This is a genomic window from Kribbella monticola, assembly GCF_003261635.1.
GTDB classification, from domain to species: domain Bacteria; phylum Actinomycetota; class Actinomycetes; order Propionibacteriales; family Kribbellaceae; genus Kribbella; species Kribbella monticola.
The window spans coordinates 274,893-298,335 of sequence record NZ_QFXK01000003.1 but is presented as its reverse complement, the minus strand read 5'-3'; the positions used below and the strand labels follow the sequence as shown (position 1 = coordinate 298,335).

The following is a 23,443-nucleotide window of genomic DNA, read 5'->3' as shown; positions in this document are numbered from 1 at the left end:
CCGCCGCGCCTGCCATGCTCCCCACCCCCAGCCACGGCGCTCCTCCGCCGCGCCTGCCATGCTCCCCACCCCCAGCCACGGCGCTCCTCCGCCGCTTCTCCGCTGCCATGCTCAGGGCTGGCTGACCCTGCCGGTAGATCCAGCACTGGATCGGGTCGCTCACAAGATGGTCAGCAGTGCGCGTCTTGGCCGGATGGCCTAGGCAAAGACCTCGTTTGTCGCAGCTGTCTCGCCTCAGCTCTGCTACTCAGCTTCTGGGTGGCTGACTGATTGGAGGGCATTGATGAGGGCTGTGGTGGCGGGTGGGTCTGGGGGGTCGCCGTAGGTGGCGGCGTGGAGTTGGCGGGTGTGGTGGGGGATCTTGGTGGCGTGGATGCCGGGGTGGCGGTGGGCCTGGAGGGCCAGGCCGGGGAGGGTGGTGACACCGATGCCTGCGGCAACAAAAGCCTGTACGACGGTCATGTCGTCGCTGAGTGAGCCGATGCGCGGGGTGAAGCCGGCTCGTCGGCAGACGGTGACCAGCTCCTCCTGGCAGCGTTCGCAGCCGCCGATCCAGGGGGAGTCCCGATGGTTCTCCAGCGTGTCGTCGGGGTGCCGGCTGATCAGGTAGATCGAGTCCTCGCCGATGTGGACCAGGCGAAACGCGTCGTCTTCGGCAGGCGCATCGGCGTACCGGAAGATGAGCGCGACGTCGATCTCTCCGTGCCGGAGCATCTGCAACGCTTCGACGGGGTGGCGTTCGATCAGGTTCAGCTCGAGGCCCGGGAAGGTCTCGGCCAAGGTGACCGCGGCCCTTGGTACGAGCGTGCTGAGCACGGACGCGTTGGCGGCCAACCGCACGTGGCCCGACTGGAGCCCGACCTGGGCGGCGAGCTCGTTGGTTGCCGCGTCGATCCGGCCGATGATCTCGGCCGCGCGGTTGGCGAGCAGCCGGCCTTCCGGGGTGAGCCGGATCCCGCGGCCTACGCGTTGAACGAGCTTGACGCCGGTGGCTGCTTCCAGCCGGGACAGGTGATGACTCACCGACGGCTGCGAGTAGTGCAGCTCTTTGGCGGCTTCGGTGACGGAGCCGTGCCGCGCTACCGAGGCCAGCACCTTGAGGTGGATCGGGTTCAGCATTGATCAAGAATATCAATGTGTTGCTCGGAATATTGGCATTAGACGTCATCTCCCGGCTACTCCATGCTCGGTTCAGGACCACTACCGAGGAGGAGCGATGAGCAAACTCAGGTGCCACATCTCGATCTCACTGGACGGTTACGTCGCCGGCCCGAACCAGAGCGTGGAGAACCCGCTCGGCGAGGGCGGTGAGCAGCTGCACGACTGGGTGGTGCCGCTGGCGTCCTGGCGCGAAGGGCACGACAAGGAAGGGGGAGAGGTCAACGCGAGCGACCGGGTCGTCGAGGAGGCGCGGGAGAACAGCGGCGCCGCGGTGATGGGCCGGAACATGTTCGGCCCGATCGGCGGCGGGCCCTGGGTGGACGAGGACTGGAAGGGCTGGTGGGGCGACAACCCGCCGTACCACTACCCGGTGTTCGTCGTCACGCATCACCGGCGGGACCCGGTCGAGATGGCCGGCGGTACGACGTACCGCTTCGTCACCGACGGGATCGAGTCGGCGCTCGCGCAGGCGAAGGAGGCGGCCGGTGGGAAGGACGTCATGCTGTGGGGCGGTGGGGACGTCGTCGGGCAGTACCTCGCGGCGGGTCTCCTGGACGAACTCGAGTTGCATGTCGTGGCGATACTGCTGGGTGGTGGTTCCCGGATCTTCGGCGATGTCGGCGGAGTGCGCCTGGAACAGCTCCGGTCGGTCGAGGGGCCTGGTGTCACTCACCTCAAGTACCGCGTCCTGAAATGAAGCGAGGGCTCCTGTACGGCGTATCGACGTACGGGATCTGGGGATTGCTTCCGCTCTACTGGCGTCTGCTCGATGGCGCGGGTGCGCTCGAGGTGTTGGCCCACCGGTTCGTGTGGACGCTTGCGGTCGTCGGTGTGCTGCTGTGGTTGCGTCCGCGGCCGGGCTGGTGGCGTGCGCTGCGGGAGCGGCCGGCCGCGTTGCGCTGTCTCGGTGTGGCCGCCGTGATCATCGCGTTCAACTGGTACCTCTACATCTGGGGCGTCAACCACGACCGGGTGGTGGAGACCTCGCTCGGGTACTTCATCAGTCCCCTGATCACGGTGCTGTTCGGGGTGGTGCTGTTTCGCGAACGGCTGCGGCGGGCGCAATGGGCCGCACTCGGGCTGGCCGCCGTTGGGGTTGCGTGGCTGGCGATCGACTACGGCCGGGTGCCTTGGGTGGCGGTCGGGCTGGCGCTGAGCTTCGCGGCGTACGGCGTACTGAAGAAGAAGGCGGCTGTGTCGGCAGTCGAGAGTCTCGCCGTCGAGGGTGCTGTTGTGTTGCCGGTGATGCTGGGTTATCTGGGGTGGCTCGAGTACGCCGGGCGGGCCGAGTTCGGGCGTGCCGGCTGGTCGACGACGCTGCTCTTGATGGCCGCCGGCCCCGCTACCGCGATCCCGCTGCTGTTCTTCGCCGGGGCGGTCACGCGGATCCCACTGACCTACCTGGGGCTGCTGCAGTACCTAACCCCAACAGTCCAGTTCGCCCTCGCTGTCTTCGCGTTCGGCGAGCCGATGCCGACTGCCCGTCTGATCGGCTTCCTCGTCATCTGGACAGCCCTGGCAGCCTTCACCGCTGCAAGCAGGCACACCGTCGATCGGCACGTCTCGGTGCGCCCGGCCCCGGCAGCAGCGAGAGGCTGACCAGCCGGTTTCCCTGACCTGGCTGTGATTTGGCTCATGCAGGGCTGCGGGTTTACGCCTGCGGCCTCGTTGGGGTCCGGTCTGCGATGTCACGAATCGGGGCGCTGCGGGGTCGTACAGGTAGCCGCGGATTCGCGGCCGGTGTGGACTGTGATGGCGGGAGGACGGGTCGATGCATCGCTCGTTGCGAGACTTGCGAAACTTCCGAGGAAAGGTGTTTCCCGACCACTGGTCGCTGTTGTTCGGCCAGGTCGCGTTCTACAGCTTCGTCGTGGTGATGGTGACCGGCGTGGTCCTGATGGTCCAGTACGAACCGTCGATCGACCACGTCGTCTACGACGGCCCGTACGCGCCTCTTCGTGGCGTGTCGATGTCGCGGGCACTGGATTCGACGCTGGCCATCAGCTTCGAGGTTCGGGCGGGCTTGCTGGTGCGGCAGGTCCATCACTGGGCGTCGCTGCTGATGGTGGCAGCGATCATGCTGCATCTGCTGCGACTGTTCTTCACCGGCGGATTCCGTCGACCACGGCGGCTGAACTGGCTGGTCGTCTTCGGGCTGCTCATCGCGACGCTCGGCGCCTGCCTTACCGGTACTGCGTTGCCGGACGACATGTTGTCGGGCTCGAGCCTCGCTGTCACGGATGGCGTGGTGAAGTCTGTCCCGTTCGTCGGCTCGTATCTGTCGGCCCTGCTGTTCGGCGGTGAGTTCCCGGGGAACGTCATCGCCCGCTTCTATCCGTTGCACGTGTACGTTCTGCCCGTCGTACTCGTCGCGCTCTTCATCGCCCTTGCAGCGCTCGCCCTCAAACGCGGGCCCGCACAGTTCGCCGGACCTGGGCGGACGAACGACAACGTGGTGGGGCGCCCGGCGATTGTGGCTGCGGTCAAAGGTGCCGGGATGTTCTGTTTCGTGGTCGGCGTCTCGTTGTTGATGGGCGCCACCGCGACCATCAACCCGATCTGGATGTACGGCCCGGCCGATCCGGCTGACGCCTCGGCAGGAATCGGTCCCGCGTGGTACCTCGCGTTCCTGGACGGCGCGCTTCGGCTGGCGCCGGGCTGGGAGGTCGTGTGGTGGGGGAGGACGATCACGCTCGCCGTGCTACTTCCGGTCGCGGTTTGCACGCTGTTCCTCGTACTGGTTGCCGTCTACCCCTTCATCGAGGGCTGGATCACCGGCGACCAGGGTGATCAGAACCTGCTCGACCGACCTCGCCACAACCCGACCCGCACCGGCATCGGCGTTGCCGGCATCGTCTTCTACGGCGTTCTGTGGGCCGCCGCCGGCGCCGACACCATGGCCGTCCTGTTCCACCTCTCGGTGAACTCGCTCATCCACCTGTTCCAGGTACTGCTCATCGTCGGTCCGCCGGCTGCCCTCGTCGTGACCCGCCGAATCTGCGTCGGGCTGCAGAGACGGGACCTGGAAATCGCGGTGCACGGTATCGAGACCGGCCGCGTCGTCCGGCTGCCGAACGGCGGGTACGTCGAGGACCACCGCCCGGTCGACGCCTACCACCGCTGGCGCCTAGCCGGCTTCGTCCGCGTCGAACCCGCGCAACTGTCCGGCACCAAGTCCCCGGTACGACGGCTGCGCGTCCTGCTCGCGACCCTCTTCGACCAAGACCGCCTGGCTCCCTCGCCGGGAGCCCACCCCTCGCCCCTCACCCCTGGACCGCAGACGACCGGACCATCCTCCGAAGCCCGGTCGCTGGGCGGCAGCGGAAAGTGACCCGAAACGATGACAACAGGACTAAGGGTTCAAGACGCGGGATCTCAGGGCGAGGTCGTCCATGGTCTCCACGACGTGGAGGCGGGGGACACTGACCGGGATCTGCAGTGGTTGGAAGGTTGCTATCAGATCGCGGAGTTCCGAGTACGCATCGCCTGTGATGTCAGCGGTCAGCTGTAGATAGCCTGCGAGCAACGGGCGCTCTGCAGCGAGAGCCACGGCGGCATGTACGTCGGCCGGCTCGACCGGGAGGTAGATCCGCCCGGTGTTGTACTGCCCGATCCAAGGGCCTCGGATGACCAGGTCGATCGGTGCCTCGAGCTCTCGCGGCTGGTCGCTGCCATGAACCAGTGTCGCGTGGACCAGGTCGGCTCTCAGCTCGAGCCCTTGCCACCAGACCAGCCCGGCGAGGCTGGAATCAGCCAGGGCGGACAGTAACGGTTCGGGGCGCGGGTCAGGCAAGGGAACGACGAGCGATCGTACAGGCGGCCAGAACTCGCCCGGCCCGGGATCGGGCGCGATTGGACCGCGAGGCCGGTCGGTGAGTAGCGGAAGATGCCGGGTCCGGTACCGCTCGTCCAACCGCAACGAGTCGTGCCGATCCCACTGGTACTCCTGATCCGCAAGCAAACTCAGAACGTCGGCCATCGCGATCCCCCTTCGTGCTCGGCAGGACCAACGCCGTACCAGCGGATCACTCGGATCGCGGCGCCGTCACCGGATCAACTCCACTCGTACGTGCGCGGTGGCCCACAGGTCGTTCGGCCCCATCTGCGTCACCGCCTGCAGTGTGACCGACCTCGGCTCCGTCACCAATGTGTGCGCCTCGCGATAGTGGTAGCGGAGGTCTTGCGTCCAGGCAGCAGACAGACCTTCCACAACCTGCTCTGCCGTGACGCCAGGTCTTGCCGTCGTCGAGAGACGGATCAGCCAATCGCCTCCTTGGTCCTGCTCGACCGTGGGCTCCTCCCACAGTTCGTGGGGCTGGTCGGCGTACGTCGGATCGCCGAGCCGGGCGAGGAAGTCGATCTCCATCCCGAGCAGGTCGTCACCGTCACTCGGCGATCCGGATCGACAGATCTCACGTCGTTGCTCATCGAAGGCCGCCCGGCTCAGCACGACCCCCATTCAGCCGCCTCTAGCCGAGGGATCCCGGCCCAACGACGCAGTACTCGTGCACCCGTCACAGCGACTCGCCCTGTCCCGCGCCACCGGTTCAGTCGCCGATCGCCCCACTGCCGAAGTCGATGGCCGTCGTGTCTGCTCCTGCCCGACCCAGTAGCTCAGGACCACCACTTCTCGCTGGAGGCCTTTGCCTCCGAGGTGTGGTTTGTGGTGTCGAGGGCGTCCAGTGCCGCCATCGCTTCGTCGTCGAGTTCGAAGTCGAGGGCGACGAAGTTCTCCTGGATGCGGGCGGGAGTTGATGACTTCGGGATCACCGACACGCCGCGCTGGAGCGACCACCGGATGAGGACCTGGGCGGGAGTGCGCCCGGTGGCGGCTGCGATCTTGGCGACCGCCGGATCGTCGAGGTGCTCACCGGTCCCGAGCGGGCTGTAACCCTGGGGGACCACCGATGCTTCTACGCACGCTTCGACCAGACCCCGGCGGTACACGAACGGGCTGAACTGGAACTGGTCCGCGATCGGCGCGATCTCGCTCGACTTCGTCACCTCGGCGAGTTCGGCGGCGCTGAAGTTGGACACCCCGATGCCCTTGGTCAGCCCGGCTGCCTGCGCCGCCTCCATCCCCGACCATGCCTTCGTCGGCCCACCCTGCGGCCAATGCACGAGGTACAGGTCGACGTAGTCGGTGTCGAGCCGCTCCAGGCTCTTCTCCATCTCGGCATGAGCATCCTTGTGCCCCGGATAGAACTTCGTCGTCAGGAAGATCTCCTCCCGCGGCACCCCACTACTCCGGATCGCCCGCCCGACAGACGCCTCGTTCCCATACGCCTGAGCCGTATCGATCAGCCGATACCCAACCTCGAGCGCCGCCTCCACCGCCCGCTCACAGGTCGGCCCCTCCGGCACCTGCCAAACCCCCAACCCCAGCGCCGGAATCGCACTCCCATTGGAAAGCTTCATATTCACTCCCACTTGAGTCGTCGAACAGGTCAACCCACCCATCATCCGACCGTTACCAAGCCCATGCTGCGCGGAGCTCCTGACGGATCCTTAGACCGAGCACGACGATGTTGCGGTTTCTCAAGCTTTGCGGACGTCATCTGCCGGCCAAGGGACAGCATGGTCGAGCGGTCGGCTAGTCAATGCAGCCCACACAATCGCAAACATGTAACCCGGCTGAACCTGGGATGTGGCCACCGCGTCAAGTTCTCGATCAAGAGCATCACGTACGCGGACCAGGTCACCTGGGGATATTGAGTCTGCCAAGGGGTTCACAGGCCGATCCTCGCAGTGTAAACCTTCCGCCGGAAGACGCTTGCCGTAGAATCTGCCAGAATCCTGTAGCGCAGGGTTTGCGTTTACACAGGTCCTACCCTAGGATTTACACAACCAAGGAGGGCGGATGTCCGATGTAGGCGATGAGGTCAAGGCCCAGCAGGCCAAACCTCCATATATCTCGTTCAAGACGCTCTCCAACTTGTGGCAGCGTCTAAGTGAGGACGGCTTCCCGGCGCGCATCGACAAGAGCTACTTGGAGAGCACTGCCGGCGGCTACGCCACCGTGGTAATCGCCAGCCTGCGGTGGATGGGCTACTTGCACGAGGATGGTCGTCCCACAGAGGCACTAAAGAGCTTGGTCGTGGCGGACGAGTCAGGTCGCAAGCGGTTGCTGGCAAAAGCGCTACGCGAGCAATATCCAGGGCTAGAGCAGAAGGCGACCGCGAACGAGACGCAGGCTCAGTTGCTGGAGTACTTCACGGCGAAGTGGGGGGTCTCGGGGGATACCCGACGTAAGGCGATCGCCTTCTACCTCGGAGCGGCTAAGTGGTCGGGGGTCCCCACTGGCTCATTGTGGAAGACGCCGCCGAGCGGACCGCGGCGTGTAGGGGGAAGCGGCAAGACGACAAAGATCGACCAGGAACTGTCGAACCCGCCACCGCCACCGCCGACAACTGATCCGCTCGTTGAGGGGCTCAGCACTGCGCTGCGCGGCGTGTTGGAGCGTCTTCCGAAGTTCGGCGAGCAATGGACTTCGCGGGAACGGGACATGTTCAAGCGGGCGTTTGACAACGTGTTGGAATGGGACTATCCGGTAAGCGACGACGGTGGCGCGTCGCCTGCCGACACTGGTGAGGCGTGATCCCAAGTGGAAGAGGGCATCAAAAGAAACGGCCTCCCGAAGGAGGCCGTCGAGCCGATGGACCAGCCATCGGCGGGGTATACCAGTGACGATAGCCGATCCGCCACGCCCTCTCAAGTCGCCAAGCGTCCCCGCAGAACCATGGTCTACATCGACGGCTTCAACCTGTACTACGGGATGCGGGAGAAGTTTGGCCGCAAGTACCACTGGTTGGATCTCATGAAGCTGTCTCAGCGACTCCTTAAAGATGACCAGAGGCTCGTGAGAGTCAAGTACTTTTCGGCCCGCATACGGGATGATGCTGAGGCAGCCAGCCGACAAGCCATCTATCTCAATGCTCTGCGATCGACCGGCGTCGAGGTGATCCTCGGACGATTCCAGGAGAAGACGATCACGTGCAAGAACTGTAATCGGGCGTGGCGCTCATACGAAGAGAAGGAGAGTGACGTCAACTTCTGTGTGACTCTGCTCGACGACGCGCACAGCCACGCGTTCGATACTGCCCTCCTGCTCACTGGCGACAGTGATATGTCTCCGGCCTTGCGTCTGGCGAAGAAGCAGCAGCCAAGCTCGCGCTTGATCTCGATCTTCCCGCCAGAGCGCTTCTCGGAGGAACTCAGGTTGGTCGCTGACGCGGCCTTCCATTTGAGTGGGACCCTGCTTCGTCAATCGCAGTTGCCCGATCGAGTTGTCTCAGAGGGCAAGGTCTACAGTCGCCCGTACCACTGGGCCTAGCCCGTGTGCAGGCGCGACACCGCGATCTGCCTCGCCTAGTCTTCTGCGGGCCAGTTCACGATGTCAGGTGATTCCGTAGCTCCGAGGAGCCAAGGCATGTCGTTTTGTCCAGAGGCTACTTAGCCGTCGCTCTCACCGAGGGTGAACTGACCGTAATGCTGCGCTCGGCTATGTACTGTGACGAACGCGATCTTGGCAGCGGCTAGTTCGTGCTACGCGAGATTCGAGATGCAGGCGTATTTAGAGCCGAACGTGCGCCTATTCAGGTGCAGCCCGTATCCCGGGACGTCTGAGTCGTCTCTTCTCTATCAGCCAGCTTCGCTTCGGCAAGGCAGCGGAGGGCGACGGAGGAGGCCGTAGCTGGGGGGTGGGGAGCAGGGGCGACGGAGGAGCCGCTGCGGGGGCGGGTGCTCCGGCGTAGTGCTCAGCGTCTGGTGGCGAGGAGGACTGCGGCGTCGGGGGCGACCATGACCTCTACGGTCGTGAAGCGTTTGTCCATCAGCCATTCCTGGCGGAGGGTGTCGACGCGGCCTTCGTACATGGGGGGCCAGACCATCGAGGGGGTGAAGTCGTCCAGTACTACGAAGCCGCCGGGCTCTACTGCTTCGGCGATCACGTCGCGCGCGGACAGCTTTGCCTCGCGGGCGTCGACGAAAAGCAAGGAGAAGGGGCCGCGTTCGATCAGGGCCGACCAGTCCGCGGAGAGCACTTCGATGCGGCCGTCTTCGGCGAAGAGCTCGGCGACCACCTTCGCGAGTTGCGGATCGCTCTCCGCGGTGACGATCTTGGTGTTGTCGGTGGCTCCGCTGCGCAGCCAGGCCGAGCCGACGCCGCAGCCGGTGCCGACCTCGCCGAGGGTGCCGGTCCGCGATGCCGCGAGAGTCGCGAGCAGCCGGCCCGTCTCGTTACGGGTGGCGCTGACGAATCCGCGCCGGCCGGACAGGCTGAGGGCCGCTGAAACCAGCGGCGGTAGTTCTGGAGGAGCGCTCACCGGTTGAGAGTTGCACAGCATTGGTCTACTGGTGTCACCGACATCTCACATCCCGGGACAGAGTGCCCGCATTGTGGCGAGATAGTCGGACGTCAGAGTATCTTCGGACCCATCATGCAGTTCGTGGTACGCCTTATTCGCTGCCGCGCCGGGGTCCGCTGAGGCCGACCTCCCCGGCGCGGGTTTCGGCGTACCTTCCGCCCGGTAGTGCCAGTCGTCGGCCGTTTGTGACCAGCACGAGACCAAACGGGAGAGCAGCATGTACGACATGTATCCGGCCAACTGGAAGGTCGTCGACGGACGCGAGCGCAAGGCCGCCCGCCGTCGCCGCCCCGCACCACGCCAGGCCGAGACCCAGCCAGTCCAAGAGGCCATGAACCGCCGCGACAACGGGGGAGAACCCAAGAAGTGAGCACGCAAAAGTCGTTCAAGCTGGCCGTCGTCGGTGGCGACGGGATCGGACCCGAGGTCACCGCCGAGGCGCTCAAGGTCCTCGACGCGGTCAGCGCGAACTACGGCGTCACGTTCGAGCGCACGGAGTACGACCTCGGCGCGAAGCGCTGGCACGCGACCGGGGAGACCCTGCCTGACGCCGAGCTCGAGGAGATCCGCCGGCACGACGCGATCCTGCTCGGCGCGGTCGGCGACCCGACGGTGCCCTCCGGCGTACTGGAGCGTGGCCTGCTGCTCAAGCTCCGCTTCGCCCTCGACCACTACGTCAACCTGCGCCCGTCGAAGGTGTACCCGAGCGTCGGCTCCCCGCTGGCGAACCCGGGTGAGGTCGACTTCGTCGTCGTCCGCGAAGGCACCGAAGGCCCGTACGTCGGCAACGGCGGCGCCCTCCGCGTCGGTACGCCGGCCGAGATCGCCACCGAGGTGAGCGTCAACACGGCGTACGGCGTGGAGCGGGTCGTGCGTGACGCGTTCGCCCGGGCCCAGGCGCGGCCGCGCAAGAAGCTGACGCTGGTGCACAAGAACAACGTGCTCGTGTACGCCGGCCACCTCTGGAAGCGGACCGTCGACGCGGTCGCGAAGGAGTTCCCCGAGATCACCGTCGACTACCTGCACGTGGACGCGGCGACGATCTTCCTGGTCAACGACCCGGCCCGGTTCGACGTGATCGTCACCGACAACCTGTTCGGCGACATCATCACCGACCTGGCCGCCGCGATCAGCGGTGGGATCGGGCTGGCCGCGAGCGGCAACATCAACCCGGACAAGACCGCGCCGAGCATGTTCGAGCCGGTGCACGGCTCCGCCCCGGACATCGCCGGTCAGCAGAAGGCCGACCCGACCGCGGCGATCCTGTCGACCGCGCTGCTGTGCGACCACCTCGGGCTGACCGAGGCGGCGGCCGCGATCGAGGCGGCCGTGACGGCCGACATCGAGGAGCGCACCGGCGCCCCGCGGACCACCGCGGAGATCGGTGACGCCATCGCCAAGCGCGCGGCCGGGTGATTCGATGCCCCCGTACTGCGTACGCCCGGCCGCCGCGGCCGGGCGCCGGAGCCGCGGTGGCGGCACCCGGGTGACCGGGCACTCGTGTGCTCGCCTGACCACTTGGCCAAGAGGTACGGTGCGGGCATGAGCGCCGATCTGCAGTTCACCGTTGAGCCAAACACCCAACCGGCCAGCGACGACCAGCGCGCCCAGATCCTGGCGAACCCAGGATTCGGGCAGAACTTCTCCGACCACATGGCGATCGCCACCTGGACCAAGGAGAACGGCTGGCACGACGCGAGGATCACCGCCTTCGGGCCGCTGGAGCTGTCTCCGGCGACCTCGGTGTTCCACTACGCCCAGACCATCTTCGAGGGGATGAAGGCCTACCGGCATCCCGACGACTCGATCCACCTGTTCCGGCCCGAGGCCAACGCGCAGCGGTTCATCCGCTCCGCGCACCGGCTCGCGCTGCCGGAACTCCCCGAGGCCGCGTTCCTGGACTCGCTGCGCAAGCTGGTCGAGATCGACAAGGCCTGGGTCCCCGCCGGAGGCGAGACCTCGCTGTACCTGCGGCCGTTCATGTTCGGCTCCGACCCGTTCCTCGGCGTCCGCCCGTCGGCCCTGGTCACGTACTGCGCGATCGCGTCGCCGGCCGGCTCGTACTTCGCCAACGGCGTCAAGCCGGTCCGGATCTGGCTGAGCGAGGAGTACACCCGCGCCGCCCCCGGTGGTACCGGTGCGGCCAAGACCGGCGGGAACTACGCGTCGTCGCTGCTCGCCCAGGCCGAGGCCACCGAGCAGGGCTGCGACCAGGTCGCCTTCCTCGACGCGGTCGAGAAGAAGTGGATCGAAGAGCTCGGCGGGATGAACCTGTACTTCGTGCTCGACGACAACTCCGTCGTCACGCCGGAACTGTCCGGCACGATCCTCGAGGGCATCACCCGCGACTCGATCCTGAAACTCGTCACCGACCTCGGCTACTCCGTCGCCGAGCGGAAGATCTCGATCGACGAGTGGCGCGACGGCGCCGCCTCGGGCAAGATCCGCGAGGTGTTCGCGTGCGGCACGGCCGCGGTGATCACCCCGGTCGCGTCGCTGAAATGGCGCGGCGGCGAGGTCCAGGTCGCCGACGGCAACGGCGGCCCCGTCACCGGCGCAGTCCGTTCTGCCCTCCTCGACGTCCAGTACGGTCGCGCCAAAGACCCACACAACTGGATGACCAAGGTCTGCTGACCTTCTGTACTACGTACGCAGCGGCCTCCCCGAGCATTTCGGGGAGGCCGCTGTCGCGTTTCTGGACTGAAGGCCGCGCCGCAGTACTGGTCGGCGTACTGGATGTCCGCTTTCCGAGACAATTCGGCTCATTCGGAACGGGCTGTGGCAGACTTCCAATTGTTATGAAGATCTACCAGGTCATTATTCTTTAGGCGCGCTCAGCAAGCAGTACCTGAGCGCGCAAACCTCTCGCACCCTGCGGGAGGTTTTTTGTTTGCCTCCTGCAACGACGCAGCGACCAGCCAGACAGCAGTCCAGCCCCACCGGAAGGCGACATCGTGACTACTCCCGCCGCGGCCGACGAGTTCCACGTCTACGACACGACCCTGCGCGACGGCGCCCAGCAGGAGGGTCTGGCGCTTTCGGTCGCGGACAAGATCGCCATCGCGCAGCACCTGGACGACTTGGGCGTGGGCTTCATCGAGGGTGGCTGGCCGGGCGCCGTACCGAAGGACACCGAGTTCTTCGACCGGGCCCGGACCGAGTTGCACCTGCGGCACGCGACGTTCGCTGCCTTCGGCGCGACCTGCAAGCCGGGGTCCCAGGCCGCCGACGACCCGCAGGTCGCGGCGCTGCGCGAATCCGGCGCCAACGTGGTCACATTGGTTGCCAAGAGCCACGATGCGCATGTCGAGCGGGCCTTGCGGACAACGTTGGACGAGAACCTCCGGATGGTCGCCGACACCGTGAAGCACCTGCGGGAGAACGGTCAGCGGGTCTTCCTCGACACCGAGCACTTCTTCGATGGGTACCGCGCCAACCGGGCGTATGCGCTGGAAGTAGTACGAGTCGCGGCCGAATCCGGCGCCGACGTGGTCGCGCTCTGCGACACGAACGGCGGCACGCTCCCGCGCGAACTCCAGGACATCGTCCGCGACGTACTCGAAACGACCGGTGCCAGGCTCGGCATCCACGCCCACAACGACGGCGGTTGTGCGGTCGCGAACTCGATCGCCGCGGTCGAGGCGGGCTGCACGCACGTCCAGGGCACCATCAACGGGTACGGCGAACGCACCGGCAACGCGGACCTGCTCGCGGTCGTCGCCAACCTCGAACTCAAGCGCGGGATGCAACTCCTGCCGCCCGGCCGGCTGGCCGAGTCGTACCGGATCGCGCATGCGATCGCCGAAGTGACGAACGTGCCGCCGTCGACCCGGCAGCCGTACGTCGGTGTGTCCGCCTTCGCCCACAAGGCGGGGCTGCACGCCAGTGCCATCAAGGTGGATCCCGATCTCTACCAGCACACGGATCCGGCCCTGGTGGGCAACGACATGAGGATGCTGGTCTCGGAGATGGCCGGCCGGGCGAGTGTCGAACTGAAGGGCCGCGAACTCGGCTTCGATCTGGGCAACGATCGCGACCTGGTCAGCCGGGTGACGGACCGGGTGAAGGAGATGGAGTCGCGCGGGTACACGTTCGAGGCCGCCGACGCGTCGTTCGAACTGCTGCTGACCGAGGAGGTCAGCGGCGCCCGCGCGAGCTTCTTCGACGTCGAGTCGTGGCGGGTGATCACCGAGTCGCGCGCCGATGGCGAGGCCGTCTCCGAGGCAACCGTGAAGCTGGTCGCCGGCGGCGACCGCGAGATCGTCACCGGCGAAGGCAACGGCCCGGTGAACGCGCTCGACCACGCCTTGCGCACCGCGATCGAGCGGGCATACCCGGTCGTCAACAAGTTCGACCTGCGCGACTACAAGGTCCGCATTCTCGACCAGGGCCACGGGACGGACGCGGTGATCAGAGTTCTGATCGAGACCGCCGACGGAGAAGGTTCCTGGGTGACGGTCGGGGTCGGGCACAACATCGTCGAGGCTTCCTGGGAGGCGCTGGTCGACGGCGTCACCTACGGCCTGCTTCGCCACAAGGAGGTCGTCCGATGACCATGGTCGACAGCCGTACGGCGGACGTCGCGCCGACGTACGTGGTACCGAACCGCGTCCTCACCACCTTCACCGCGAAGGTCGTCGAAACCCGCGGCCTGCTCGCCCGGATCGCCGTCCAGCTCAACCCGTACGACGTCCGCGAACTCACTCTCTGCCTGGAGACCTGCACTCTGCGCATCGTCGTCGAGGGCGCCGGCTTCGACGCCGGCCGTGTGGCTGCCCGTCTCGACAAGATCATCGGCGTCCTGGACGTCAGCTACAGCTGAGGTCCAGGGCCAGGGCGGCTGTCCAGCTGAAGTTGCGGGCGCCTCGGGGTTCGCCGGTGTAGGGGTCCACGTATTCGGCGAAGTCGGTGTCGGTGGCGAGGGTGAGGAAGTCCTGCCGGAGGGTTTCGGCGAGGGCTGGTTGGTCGAGGGCGGACAAGGCCCGATGGATCAGCCAGGCGGTGTTGAACCAGCTCGGCCCGCGCCAGTAGCGGCCGGGCTCGAAGGCCGGGCCGGTGAGGTCGTAGCTGGGGACCAGGTGGACCTTACCCAGCTGGAATCGCGGGCCCTGGGCAGTGGCGAGCAACTCGGTTGCCTCGGGCAACTCTGCGACCAGGAGCGGCACCAGGCCGGCGATGGTGTCGGCGGCAACCAGTTCGCCGGTCTTCAGGTCGCGGGCGCGGAAGATGCCGTCGGTGAACAGCGAGCTCAGCGACTTGGTCAGCTCTGCGGCCGCGGACAAGTGCGGTGCGGGATCGAGGGCCAGCTCCGCGGCGATCGAGGCCAGGGCGTGTTCCGATGCGATCAGGAGGGCGTTGAAGCACGGATCTTCGAGGGCGAAGGCGAAGGGTGTGCGCGCATCGGCGTAGCCGTGATCGCGATAGGTGGCGGCCAGTTGCACGTAACGGCCGTAGTCGAGATCAGTAGGGCGGTCAGCGTTGCTGGCGTGGTCGGTATCGCGGCGGGTGAAGGAGTCGAGCGGCGCCGGCTCGACCCGGGCGAGTGCTTCGTCCCAGGCGGGACTGTTGTCCATCCCGGATTCCCACGGATGCACGATCGCGACCAGCCCGTGTCCGCCCAGATCCCGGTGGTCGCGAAGATAGGCGTGCCAGGCAACGAGTTTCGGGTAGACCCGGGCCAGGAAGTTCCGCCGTACGGATTCTGCGGGATCGGCCTGGTGGGTGAGCCAGACGGCGAGGGCGTGGACCGGCGGTTGCACGATGCCTGAGGTCTCGACGCCGCCGCGGGTGATCGCCTGCCAGAAGTCCGGGCCGGGAAAATAGGCGTCGCGGGCAACGGAAGGGGAGAAGCTGATGTGCGGGATCCGCCCGTCGGCCCACTGGGAGCCGAGCAGGGACTCCAGTTCGATCTGCGCGCGGCGTGGCGACAGATGCCGCAGCCCGATCGCGATGAACGCGGAGTCCCAGCTCCACTGATGCGGATACAGCGAATGTGACGGCACGGTGGAATGCCCGGTCCAGTTGCCGAGCAGGACTTCGGTGGCTTGCCGGTCCGTCACACGTACCGCCGAACCACGGCAGGGATCGAGCGGACGGCTTCCACTGGATCGCCGGACAGCCGGCACTCCACGGCCAGGAAGCGGTCGTACCCGATGGCATCCAGCGCACCCAGGAACGCCGCCCAGTCGAGATGTCCGGCGCCCGGCTGCAGCCGGTTGGAGTCGCTCAGCTGCACGTGCCCGATATAGGGGGCGGCGGCAACGATCGCGGCCGACGGATCCGCTTCCTCGATGTTCATGTGGTAGCTGTCGATGCCGATCCGGACGGAGTCCAAACCGACCTCCTCGATCAGCGACACCGCCTGCTCGAGCCGGTTGACCATGTGGTCCTCGTACCGGTTCAGCGGTTCCAGGAACAGCTCGACCCCCTCGGCCGCCGCGTGCTCGCCCAACTGCCGCAGGCCGTCCAGCAGCACTTCGCGATCGCCGGCCTCGTCCCGCGGCGGCTCGAACGGAGGCAGCCGCCGGGAGAACATCCCGTACGACGCCGGCGTCTGCGCGCCGAGTCCGCCGAGCTCGGCGATCACCGAGAGCTGGGACTTCATCTGCACCAGTGCGTCCGCGCGCTGCTCCGGATCGAAGGCCCCGAAGAAGTGCAGCATGTCGACGCAGACGGTCGGCATCACCACGCCGTCGGCCTGCGCCTTGCGCAGCTCGGGCAAGCGGTCGCGGAACGACAGGTCGCCCTTGCCGCGAAGCTCGATCGCCTCGTATCCGTTGGCGGTGGCGAAGGCCCACTTCTCCTGCAAGGTGGCGCCGGGCAACAGTTGCTCTTGGCATGCGATCTTCATCAGAACTCCAGCAGAACTTGCAGGGCGTCACCGGGACGCGTGTCGAGCAGGGTGTAGGCGTCGGCCGCGTCCTCGATCGGTACGCGGTGACTGATCAGCGGTTCGACCTCGACGGCGCCACTGCCGACCAGGTTCAGGAAGGTGGTCTGGAGCCGGTCGACGGACCAGCGGCCGGCCAGTTCGAGCGGTACGCCGCCGATCTGCGAGCTGACCAGTTCGACCCGGTTGTGGTGGAACTCCTCGCCGAGCCGAAGGCCGTTGCCGTCGCCCTGATAGAAGCCCGAGGCAACCACTCGCCCGGCCACGCCGACAGACCGGATCGCCTCGTGCAGGGCGGCGTACACCCCGCTGAGCTCGATCGCGGTATCGGCACCACCGGCAGCCCGGATCTTCTCGGCCGCAGTACCGGGGGCGAAGGAGTCGACGGCGCCGAAGCGAAGCGACTCGGTACGCCGGGAGTCGACGGCGTCGACGGTGAGCACGTGGGCTCCGCTCAGCGTCGCCAGCCGTGTCGCCAACAGGCCGATGACGCCTTGGCCGAAGACGGCGACGAGTTCGCCGAGGTTGATCCGGGCGGCGAGGATCGCGTTGAAGGCGATCGCGCCGACCCGGGCGAAGGCAGCGGCCGAGAGTGAGACGCCGGCTGGAAGTTGATGGCCGAGCAGCTTGGCGGCCGGGAGGACCGCCTCGCTCCGGTGGCCCCAGATGCCCCACACCTCGTCGCCGACCGCGAGCCCCTCGACACCTTCGCCGAGTTCGGTCACCACGCCGGTCTCGGAGTAGCCCCAGCCGACAACCGGGAAGGCGACCCCGGCCTCGGCGTCACGGAAGATCCGGGCGTCCGGGTCCCAGGTGCGGGTCAGGTACGGGTTGGTACCCCGGTAGGCGGTCAGCTCGGTGCCGGCGGAGATGCCGGAGAAGGCGGTCCGGACCCGGACATGGCCGGGCGGCAGCGCCTCGGGCTCGAATTCCACCACCTCGGCCTGACGCGGAGCGGTGAACTGGACGACGCGGGCCACGGAAACCTCCTGAACGGGGACTGGGTACCAGGAAAGATCAGAACTTAGGTCTTGTCAAAATACAATAGTCCTGATGTTATGCGTGATGTCAGTCCCTGAGGAGGATGCATGTCACGTTTGGTCAGGGCGCTCTCCGCGACGAGCGCGCTCCTGCTGACCGCCGGGCTGCTGGTGTCCTGCGGCAACGAATCCGAGGGCGGTAACCAGCGCAGCATCACCGTCTGGTCCCTCGAGAACGTCTCCGGCAGGCTGGAGACCACCCGCGCGATCCTGAAGAAGTTCACCGCCGACACCGGGATCCAGGCCAAGCTGGTCGGCGTCGACGAGCCGCAGCTTCCGCAATTGGTGATGGCGGCCGCGGCTGCCGGGAAGCTGCCCGACGTGATCGGCGGCGTACCGCTCGCGGCTGTCCAACAGATGTCCAGCAACGGCCTGCTCAATCCCGAGGCCGCCAAGAAGGTCGTCGACGAGCTGGGCGAGAAGACCTTCAACCCGCGGGCGCTCGAGCTGACCCGCAACGGCGATCAGCAGCTCGCCGTACCGTCCGACGGCTGGACCCAGTTGCTCTTCTACCGCAAGGACCTCTTCGCCGCGGCCGGCCTACCCGCGCCGACGACGTACGAGGCGATCGAGAAGGCAGCCCAGACTCTGAACAAAGGTGGCGTCGAGGGGATCTCGCTGGCGACGGATCCGTCCGACCCGTTCACCCAGCAGAGCTTCGAGCACCTCGCGCTGGCCAACGGGTGCGAGCTGGTCGATGCCCAGGGCAAGGTTGCGCTCGACAGTCCGGCCTGCAAGGACAGCTTCAAGTTCTACGGCGACCTGGCCACGAAGTACTCCGCGGCCGGGACCCAGACCGTCGACTCGACCCGTGCGACGTACTTCGCGGGCAAGTCCGCGATGGTGGTCTGGTCCTCGTTCCTGCTGGACGAGCTCGCCGGGTTGCGGGACGACGCGCTGCCGAGTTGCGAACAGTGCGCGAAGGACAAGGGCTGGCTGGCCCGCAATACAGGCGTTGTCACCGCCGTCCAGGGTCCGGACGGCAAGGCGCCCGCGCAGTTCGGTGAGGTGGGTAGCTGGACGGTGATGAAGACCGCGAAGGCCGACCCGACCGAGCGATTCGTCGAATACCTGATGGACCAGGGCTACGAGCAGTGGTTCGGGATGGCTGCCGAGGGCAAGTTCCCGGTCCGGCCCGGCACCGCGTCGGACCCGGACAAGTTCGAGCTGGCCTGGGACAAGGACGACATCGGGGTGGACACCCGCAAGCCGCTCGCGGCCATCTACCCCGCGCCGGTGATCGCCGAGTTGCGCGACGGGCTCGGCAAGATGCAGCGCTGGGGTATCACGCAGGGGCAGGGCGCGCTGGTGGGCGCCACCCTCGGTGAGCTGCCGGTGCCGAAGGCCATCAGTGCGCTGGCCAGTGGCCAGGTCGACGCCGACAAGGCCGCCGAACAGGCGACCGCCGACGTCGCCTCGATTCAGGATTCCCTCGGGTGAGGCGGAAATGACAACAATGACGCAACGACCCCCGGACACCGAGCCGGAGCCCACGCAGCGAGCAGCCAGGGCGAAGAGCACCCTGCGCGGACAGGAGAACCGGGCCGGACTGGTGCTGGTCTCGCCGACCTTCGTGATCGTGCTGGTAGTCGTCGTGCTGCCGATCCTCTGGACGATCGTGCTCGCCTTCCAGAACGTCCGGCTGGTCGACATCCAGAGCCAGGGCCTGTTCGGCCACTGGACACTGCACAACCTCCAGCGGGTCTTCAGCTCGCCCGGGTTCTGGTCCTCGCTGTGGACGACCGTCGTCTACACCGTCGGCTCCACGCTCGGCTCGATCGTGGTCGGGCTCATCGCCGCGCTGGCACTGCGCAAGCCGTTCCGCGGCCGCGCCCTGGTACGTGGCGCAATGCTGCTCCCGTACGTCGCGCCGGTGGTGGCCGTCGCCTTCGTCTGGCAGGTGCTGCTCAGCCCCGACCTCGGCGTGGTGAACCACTGGGGGATGAACGTGTTCGGCTGGGACCGCCCGATCGCGTTCCTGACCCAGCGCTCGTACGACGTGGCCGGCGTCCCGGTCCCGATGGCGCTGTTCACCGTGATCGCGTTCGAGACCTGGCGGTACTTCCCGTTCGCCTTCTTGTTCCTGCTGGCCCGGCTGCAAGCGGTACCCGCCGTACTGGAGGAAGCCGCAGTGGTCGACGGTACGACGCCGTGGCAGCGCTTCCGCTTCATCCTGCTGCCGCAGTTGCTGCCGGTGATCGCCTTGCTCACGGTGCTGCGCTTCATCATGACCTTCAACAAGTTCGACGACGTCTACCTGTTGACCGGGGGAGGGGCGGGGACGGACGTGGTCGCAGTACGGGTCTACCGGTTCCTGACCGCCCGCTTCGATGTCGGGCTCGCCTCGGCGCAGGCCGTCGTACTGGCCGTGGTGCTGATCGTGCTGCTCGGCCTCTACTTCAAGTTCTTCGGCCGTCGGGTGCAGGAGGAGCAGTCGTGACCAGGGCCGCGTTCCAGGACAAGTTCTTCGGCATCATGCGCTGGGTGGTGATCGCCGGCCTGGTGGTGGCGACGCTCTTCCCCTTCTATTACATGCTGCTGCTGTCGGTGAAGCCGATCGACGATCTGCTCCTCGACCCGGGCCGGATCTGGGTGTCGGCCAGCGAGTTCACCGTCGACTCCTACCGGTCGGTGCTGACCTCGGTCGAGAACGGCGGCCAAGGTTTCCTGCTGATGCTGCGCAACTCCGCGCTGGTCTCGATCGGTGCCGTGATCCTCACCTTGCTGGTGGCGATTCCGGGCGCGTACGCCGTCAGCCGGTTGCGGTTCACCGGGCAGCGGAAGGTCAGCGCGCTCTTCCTCGGGGTCTACCTGTTCCCGCCGACGCTGCTCGCGGTACCGCTGTTCGTGATGTTTGCGAAGGCAGGCCTGCAAGGGAGTCTGGTCGGGCTGATCATCGTCTATATCGCCCAGACGGTGCCGGTCGCGATCTACATGTTGCGCAGCTACTTCACCACGGTGCCGATCAGTATCGAGGAGGCTGCCGCGCTGGACGGCTGTTCGCGGTACCAGATCGTCCGGCGGGTGGTGCTGCCGCTGGCGGCGCCGTCGGTGATGGCGACCGGGCTGTACGTTTTCATGATCGCGTGGAACGAGTTCCTGTTCGCACTGCTCTTCCTGGCCGCGGAGCCGTCGCACTGGACGGTGTCGCTGGGACTGCAGCAACTGTCGAACGGGGTCGAGGTGCCGAAGACCGTGCTGATGGCAGGATCCGTGGTTCTGACGCTGCCAGTGGTACTCATGTTCTACGGCGCGGAGCGCATGCTGACGGAAGGATTGACGAGTGGGGCAGACAAGAGCTGACGGGGCGACCTCGGCCGGACAGTTGCTGCACCTCGTCCGGACCGGCGCCGCCGGCACCCGGGGCGAACTGCAGCAGCTGACCGGGCTGTCCCGTTCGACTCTGGGCCTGCGCCTGGAAGCGTTGTTGCGGAACGGCTGGCTGATCGAGGCGGGATCCACCGCCTCGACCGGCGGCCGACCCCCGACCGTACTGCGGTTCGCCGCCGACCACGCACTCGTTCTCGCGGCCGATCTGGACACCCGGCACGCGCGCGCGGCGGTGCTCGACCTGGCCGGCGAGGTACTCGCGGAGAAGTCCGGCGAACTCGTCGTGGCCGACGGGCCTGAGATCGTGCTGGACACGATCGCGGACTGGTTCACCGCGTTGCTCGATGAGGTGGGCCGTACGGCGGACGAGGTGGCCGGGATCGGTCTGTCGGTGCCCGGGCCGGTGGAGTTCGACACCGGGTTGGTGATCCGGCCGCCGATCATGCCCGGCTGGGACGAGTACCCGATCCGGGAGCGGCTCGGCCGGCGGTTCGACGTACCGGTGTTCGTCGACAACGATGCGAACGCGATGGCGCTCGGCGAGCAGGCGGCCGGGTATCCGGACTGCCCGGCCTTCGTGCTGGTCAAGGTCTCCACCGGGATCGGCGCCGGGGTGGTGATCGACGGCTCGGTGTTCCGCGGGATCGACGGGGGAGCAGGCGACATCGGGCACATCCGCGTCCGGGACGCGGGTGATGCGAAGTGTCAGTGTGGCTCGCTCGGTTGCCTGGCCGCGGTGGCGAGCGGTGGTGCGCTCGCCGGCGCCTTGTCGGATCTAGGGGTGACTGCCCGTTCCGGCACCGACGTTCGTGAACTGATCGCCGCTGGGCAGCCTGATGCCTTGCGACTGGCCCGCGAAGCCGGCCGGCGAGTCGGCGAGGTGCTGGCGACAGTGGTCAGCGTGCTGAACCCCGGCGTCCTGATGATCGCGGGCGACCTGGCCGACCACCACTTCGTCGCCGGGGTGCACGAGGTGCTCTACCAGACCACCCTGCCACGAGCGACCCGCCACCTCGACGTGGTGACGGGCCGGCTCGCGGATCGCGCCGCCTTGCAAGGCATCGGCCGCCTGGTAGTCGACGAGGTCTACTCCCCGGCCGGCGTCGACGCCCGGCTCTGAGGCTGTCCTTCAGTCGGTCGGAAGCGGGATGATGCGCTGGTTGACCTGGATCAGGTCGCCGGTGGTGTTGAAGTGTTCGTCGGCGGAGCCCGGGATGTCGTCGGGGAGTGTGGCGACGACTTCGGCTGTGCCGTCCTCGACCACTGTGTAGCGGTCGGCGTCGCCGCCCACCGCGTCGACGACGCTGGTGTGCAGGAAGGCCTTGTCTGCCTCGACCGCCGGCATCTCGAGGTCGGCTGGTCGGCCGTGTCCTGGGAGTTTCACGATGTCGCCGGTGGTCGTGTCGGTCACGCCCTGCGCGGTGACCTGGTGATCGGTATCGCGTTGTTCGACCACGGCGTACCGTCCGCCGATCCGGCCGGCGAACCAGGCGATCGACCAGTCGTCCTTGATCTGTACCTCCTGCACAGCGCCGGTTTCGGGCGTGATCAGGACGGTTCGGTCGCTGTACAAAGCGCGCGCCTTGCCGTCGACGACATCGAGTGTTTCCTGGACGGTCGCGCGACGGAACTTCACCGACCAGGGCTTCCCACCCGCCAGTGGGATTCCTTGTGCGGTGCGATTCTCCCGCTGGTCGTAGCCGAACTCGACGAACATCGAGCCGACGATGACGAAGTCGTTGCCAGCGGCATGTACTGCGGCCGCCGGCCGCCCGGTGCGAACGTCGAGCACGGCAGTGGGCACCCCTTTCGACTTCGGAGAGGTCACGGCGATCCAGTGCGACTGCGGCATCCAGCGCCGCGGTTCGTACGAACTCCGGCCGCCCGAGCCACCGGTCGCTCCACCCGGATACGACCAGAGCTTCGTGCCGGTTCGAAGATCGAGCCCGGTCGTCGTCGTGTCGCTCGCGAAGACGGCCACGTCGTCGGTGGCGGTGAACGGAGTCTGTTCCCCGACCTCCTGCTTCCAGATGGTCTTGCCATCAGCGATCGACACGACGGCCGCTCGGCCAGGCTGCCCGTCGTACTCGGAGTACACGAGCAGGGACGCTCCGAGCGGCTGCGTCGTCACGTTGCTGAGCCCGAACGATTCGCTCTTCCACACTTCGTCGCCGTTCGAGCGCTTGTGACCCTCCAGCCTGCCGGTGCTCGGATCGAGCGTGACCGCGACGTCGCCGGCCGCCGCGACCAGACGGATGCGCTCGCCGACCGTCCAGCCCGGCTGTGCGATCGGCGGGATCCGGACGAGCAGAACGCCGGCGGCAACCAGCGCCACGGCGGTAACCACGGCCGCGACGCGTTGGAGCCGCCCGAGGCGCAAGGACGCCACGACGAGCGCGATGGCAGCGAGCCCCAGGCTCAGCCTCCAGACGACCCACCCCAAGTCGAGCGCAACGGTCAGTACGCCGAGAACGACGGCAACCGCGAGGACGACGAGCGCCACGACGGTTCTGCGGCGTACTCGTTGGCGTCGTCCCTTGGCGATCTCCTCGTCCAGTTCGGTGTCGCGACCGGGGGCGGTGTCGGGCATCAGGGTTCCTCGGGTCGGCAGCCTGCTTGCGCAGAGCCCTGGACGGGGCCCTGCGCAAGCACTTTAA

Annotated in this window: 23 protein-coding genes; 14 read left to right on the top strand and 9 right to left on the bottom strand. The window is 67.0% G+C overall.

The genetic code is table 11. The annotated features are described in order from the left end of the window. Positions 1-243: 243 nt before the first annotated feature. Positions 244-1,119 (bottom strand): LysR family transcriptional regulator, encoded by an 876-nt coding sequence (locus DIZ26_RS02395; RefSeq protein ID WP_112237152.1) that lies wholly within the window; start codon positions 1,117-1,119, stop codon positions 244-246. A 97-nt stretch (positions 1,120-1,216) separates the two neighbouring features. On the opposite strand from DIZ26_RS02395, the gene DIZ26_RS02390 reads away from it, so the two are divergent. The 3 genes from DIZ26_RS02390 to qcrB all read left to right on the top strand — a co-directional run bounded on the left by DIZ26_RS02390 (position 1,217) and on the right by qcrB (position 4,492). Beyond that, on the top strand, positions 1,217-1,858 hold the full coding sequence (locus DIZ26_RS02390; protein ID WP_112237150.1) for a dihydrofolate reductase family protein: 642 nt from the start codon (positions 1,217-1,219) through the stop codon (positions 1,856-1,858). After that, the gene (gene rarD, locus DIZ26_RS02385; RefSeq protein WP_112237148.1) at positions 1,855-2,760 is read left to right on the top strand and encodes an EamA family transporter RarD; all 906 of its coding nucleotides are present in this window, start codon (positions 1,855-1,857) and stop codon (positions 2,758-2,760) included. Before DIZ26_RS02390 ends, rarD begins: the two co-directional genes overlap by 4 nt. A 214-nt stretch (positions 2,761-2,974) precedes the next feature. Then, positions 2,975-4,492, top strand: a complete 1,518-nt coding sequence (qcrB, locus tag DIZ26_RS02380) for a cytochrome bc1 complex cytochrome b subunit (protein ID WP_232828096.1) — start codon at positions 2,975-2,977, stop codon at positions 4,490-4,492. A 21-nt stretch (positions 4,493-4,513) separates the two neighbouring features. Here qcrB and DIZ26_RS02375 read toward each other — a convergent pair whose 3' ends face one another. The 3 genes from DIZ26_RS02375 to DIZ26_RS02365 all read right to left on the bottom strand — a co-directional run bounded on the left by DIZ26_RS02375 (position 4,514) and on the right by DIZ26_RS02365 (position 6,579). Next, a complete protein-coding gene (locus DIZ26_RS02375; RefSeq protein ID WP_112237145.1) occupies positions 4,514-5,140 on the bottom strand; it encodes a hypothetical protein in 627 nt (208 codons plus the stop codon). A 66-nt stretch (positions 5,141-5,206) separates the two neighbouring features. Further along, positions 5,207-5,620, bottom strand: a complete 414-nt coding sequence (locus DIZ26_RS02370; RefSeq protein ID WP_112237143.1) for a hypothetical protein — start codon at positions 5,618-5,620, stop codon at positions 5,207-5,209. Between the two features lie 155 nt (positions 5,621-5,775). Beyond that, the gene (locus DIZ26_RS02365; RefSeq protein WP_198675841.1) at positions 5,776-6,579 is read right to left on the bottom strand and encodes an aldo/keto reductase; all 804 of its coding nucleotides are present in this window, start codon (positions 6,577-6,579) and stop codon (positions 5,776-5,778) included. A gap of 442 nt (positions 6,580-7,021) precedes the next feature. Here DIZ26_RS02365 and DIZ26_RS02360 point away from each other — a divergent pair, with 442 nt between their 5' ends. Next, the gene (locus DIZ26_RS02360; protein WP_112237139.1) at positions 7,022-7,759 is read left to right on the top strand and encodes a DUF5343 domain-containing protein; all 738 of its coding nucleotides are present in this window, start codon (positions 7,022-7,024) and stop codon (positions 7,757-7,759) included. A 6-nt stretch (positions 7,760-7,765) separates the two neighbouring features. After that, complete coding sequence (locus DIZ26_RS02355; protein WP_112237137.1) at positions 7,766-8,494, top strand: NYN domain-containing protein; 729 nt, start codon at positions 7,766-7,768, stop codon at positions 8,492-8,494. 424 nt (positions 8,495-8,918) lie between these two features. Here DIZ26_RS02355 and DIZ26_RS02350 read toward each other — a convergent pair whose 3' ends face one another. Next, positions 8,919-9,485: an O-methyltransferase gene (locus tag DIZ26_RS02350; protein WP_232828095.1), complete on the bottom strand. Its 567-nt coding sequence runs from the start codon at positions 9,483-9,485 to the stop codon at positions 8,919-8,921. 259 nt (positions 9,486-9,744) lie between these two features. Between DIZ26_RS02350 and DIZ26_RS37725 the strand changes: the two genes are divergently transcribed. The 5 genes from DIZ26_RS37725 to DIZ26_RS02330 all read left to right on the top strand — a co-directional run bounded on the left by DIZ26_RS37725 (position 9,745) and on the right by DIZ26_RS02330 (position 14,349). Next, the gene (locus DIZ26_RS37725) at positions 9,745-9,897 is read left to right on the top strand and encodes a hypothetical protein (protein ID WP_020392829.1); all 153 of its coding nucleotides are present in this window, start codon (positions 9,745-9,747) and stop codon (positions 9,895-9,897) included. Continuing rightward, complete coding sequence (locus DIZ26_RS02345; RefSeq protein WP_112237133.1) at positions 9,894-10,943, top strand: 3-isopropylmalate dehydrogenase; 1,050 nt, start codon at positions 9,894-9,896, stop codon at positions 10,941-10,943. The genes DIZ26_RS37725 and DIZ26_RS02345 overlap by 4 nt, the downstream gene beginning before the upstream one ends. A gap of 126 nt (positions 10,944-11,069) precedes the next feature. Continuing rightward, on the top strand, positions 11,070-12,161 hold the full coding sequence (locus DIZ26_RS02340) for a branched-chain amino acid aminotransferase (protein ID WP_112237131.1): 1,092 nt from the start codon (positions 11,070-11,072) through the stop codon (positions 12,159-12,161). A 320-nt stretch (positions 12,162-12,481) separates the two neighbouring features. Then, positions 12,482-14,080, top strand: coding sequence for a citramalate synthase (gene cimA / locus DIZ26_RS02335; RefSeq protein ID WP_112237129.1), 1,599 nt, complete (start codon positions 12,482-12,484; stop codon positions 14,078-14,080). After that, the gene (locus tag DIZ26_RS02330) at positions 14,077-14,349 is read left to right on the top strand and encodes a hypothetical protein (RefSeq protein WP_232828094.1); all 273 of its coding nucleotides are present in this window, start codon (positions 14,077-14,079) and stop codon (positions 14,347-14,349) included. The genes cimA and DIZ26_RS02330 overlap by 4 nt, the downstream gene beginning before the upstream one ends. Here the strand turns inward: DIZ26_RS02330 and DIZ26_RS02325 are convergent. Genes DIZ26_RS02325 through DIZ26_RS02315 form a run of 3 tightly spaced genes read right to left on the bottom strand, consistent with a single transcriptional unit; the run spans position 14,336 to position 17,396 of the window. Continuing rightward, positions 14,336-15,586 (bottom strand): MGH1-like glycoside hydrolase domain-containing protein, encoded by a 1,251-nt coding sequence (locus tag DIZ26_RS02325; RefSeq protein WP_112237127.1) that lies wholly within the window; start codon positions 15,584-15,586, stop codon positions 14,336-14,338. The genes DIZ26_RS02330 and DIZ26_RS02325 overlap by 14 nt on opposite strands. After that, entirely contained in the window at positions 15,583-16,377 is a 795-nt protein-coding gene (locus DIZ26_RS02320) for a sugar phosphate isomerase/epimerase family protein (RefSeq protein ID WP_198675840.1), read from the bottom strand. The genes DIZ26_RS02325 and DIZ26_RS02320 overlap by 4 nt, the downstream gene beginning before the upstream one ends. Next, a complete protein-coding gene (locus DIZ26_RS02315) occupies positions 16,377-17,396 on the bottom strand; it encodes a zinc-binding dehydrogenase (RefSeq protein ID WP_112237124.1) in 1,020 nt (339 codons plus the stop codon). Before DIZ26_RS02315 ends, DIZ26_RS02320 begins: the two co-directional genes overlap by 1 nt. 108 nt (positions 17,397-17,504) lie before the next feature. Between DIZ26_RS02315 and DIZ26_RS02310 the strand changes: the two genes are divergently transcribed. From DIZ26_RS02310 to DIZ26_RS02295, 4 genes are read left to right on the top strand one after another with little or no spacing between them, the layout of a single operon-like run. Then, positions 17,505-18,896, top strand: coding sequence for an ABC transporter substrate-binding protein (locus DIZ26_RS02310; RefSeq protein ID WP_112237122.1), 1,392 nt, complete (start codon positions 17,505-17,507; stop codon positions 18,894-18,896). Positions 18,897-18,912: 16 nt separating this feature from the next. Then, positions 18,913-19,896, top strand: coding sequence for a carbohydrate ABC transporter permease (locus DIZ26_RS02305; protein WP_232828093.1), 984 nt, complete (start codon positions 18,913-18,915; stop codon positions 19,894-19,896). Continuing rightward, positions 19,893-20,759: a carbohydrate ABC transporter permease gene (locus tag DIZ26_RS02300; RefSeq protein WP_198675839.1), complete on the top strand. Its 867-nt coding sequence runs from the start codon at positions 19,893-19,895 to the stop codon at positions 20,757-20,759. Before DIZ26_RS02305 ends, DIZ26_RS02300 begins: the two co-directional genes overlap by 4 nt. Further along, positions 20,740-21,906: an ROK family transcriptional regulator gene (locus DIZ26_RS02295; RefSeq protein WP_112237118.1), complete on the top strand. Its 1,167-nt coding sequence runs from the start codon at positions 20,740-20,742 to the stop codon at positions 21,904-21,906. The genes DIZ26_RS02300 and DIZ26_RS02295 overlap by 20 nt, the downstream gene beginning before the upstream one ends. Before the next feature lie 9 nt (positions 21,907-21,915). Here the strand turns inward: DIZ26_RS02295 and DIZ26_RS02290 are convergent, their stop codons facing one another. Beyond that, entirely contained in the window at positions 21,916-23,376 is a 1,461-nt protein-coding gene (locus tag DIZ26_RS02290) for an outer membrane protein assembly factor BamB family protein (protein ID WP_112237116.1), read from the bottom strand. Positions 23,377-23,443 lie beyond the last annotated feature (67 nt).

What these genes read in the sequence shown, in the direction of transcription:
- DIZ26_RS02395 (WP_112237152.1), bottom strand. Translation starts at nt 1,119, where the DNA reads ATGCTGAACCCGATCCACCTCAAGGTGCTGGCCTCGGTAGCGCGGCAC.
- DIZ26_RS02390 (WP_112237150.1), top strand. Translation starts at nt 1,217, where the DNA reads ATGAGCAAACTCAGGTGCCACATCTCGATCTCACTGGACGGTTACGTC.
- rarD (WP_112237148.1), top strand. Translation starts at nt 1,855, where the DNA reads ATGAAGCGAGGGCTCCTGTACGGCGTATCGACGTACGGGATCTGGGGA.
- DIZ26_RS02375 (WP_112237145.1), bottom strand. Translation starts at nt 5,140, where the DNA reads ATGGCCGACGTTCTGAGTTTGCTTGCGGATCAGGAGTACCAGTGGGAT.
- DIZ26_RS02370 (WP_112237143.1), bottom strand. Translation starts at nt 5,620, where the DNA reads ATGGGGGTCGTGCTGAGCCGGGCGGCCTTCGATGAGCAACGACGTGAG.
- DIZ26_RS02365 (WP_198675841.1), bottom strand. Translation starts at nt 6,579, where the DNA reads ATGAAGCTTTCCAATGGGAGTGCGATTCCGGCGCTGGGGTTGGGGGTT.
- DIZ26_RS02360 (WP_112237139.1), top strand. Translation starts at nt 7,022, where the DNA reads ATGTCCGATGTAGGCGATGAGGTCAAGGCCCAGCAGGCCAAACCTCCA.
- DIZ26_RS37725 (WP_020392829.1), top strand. Translation starts at nt 9,745, where the DNA reads ATGTACGACATGTATCCGGCCAACTGGAAGGTCGTCGACGGACGCGAG.
- DIZ26_RS02340 (WP_112237131.1), top strand. Translation starts at nt 11,070, where the DNA reads ATGAGCGCCGATCTGCAGTTCACCGTTGAGCCAAACACCCAACCGGCC.
- DIZ26_RS02330 (WP_232828094.1), top strand. Translation starts at nt 14,077, where the DNA reads ATGACCATGGTCGACAGCCGTACGGCGGACGTCGCGCCGACGTACGTG.
- DIZ26_RS02320 (WP_198675840.1), bottom strand. Translation starts at nt 16,377, where the DNA reads ATGAAGATCGCATGCCAAGAGCAACTGTTGCCCGGCGCCACCTTGCAG.
- DIZ26_RS02310 (WP_112237122.1), top strand. Translation starts at nt 17,505, where the DNA reads ATGTCACGTTTGGTCAGGGCGCTCTCCGCGACGAGCGCGCTCCTGCTG.
- DIZ26_RS02305 (WP_232828093.1), top strand. Translation starts at nt 18,913, where the DNA reads ATGACGCAACGACCCCCGGACACCGAGCCGGAGCCCACGCAGCGAGCA.
- DIZ26_RS02290 (WP_112237116.1), bottom strand. Translation starts at nt 23,376, where the DNA reads ATGCCCGACACCGCCCCCGGTCGCGACACCGAACTGGACGAGGAGATC.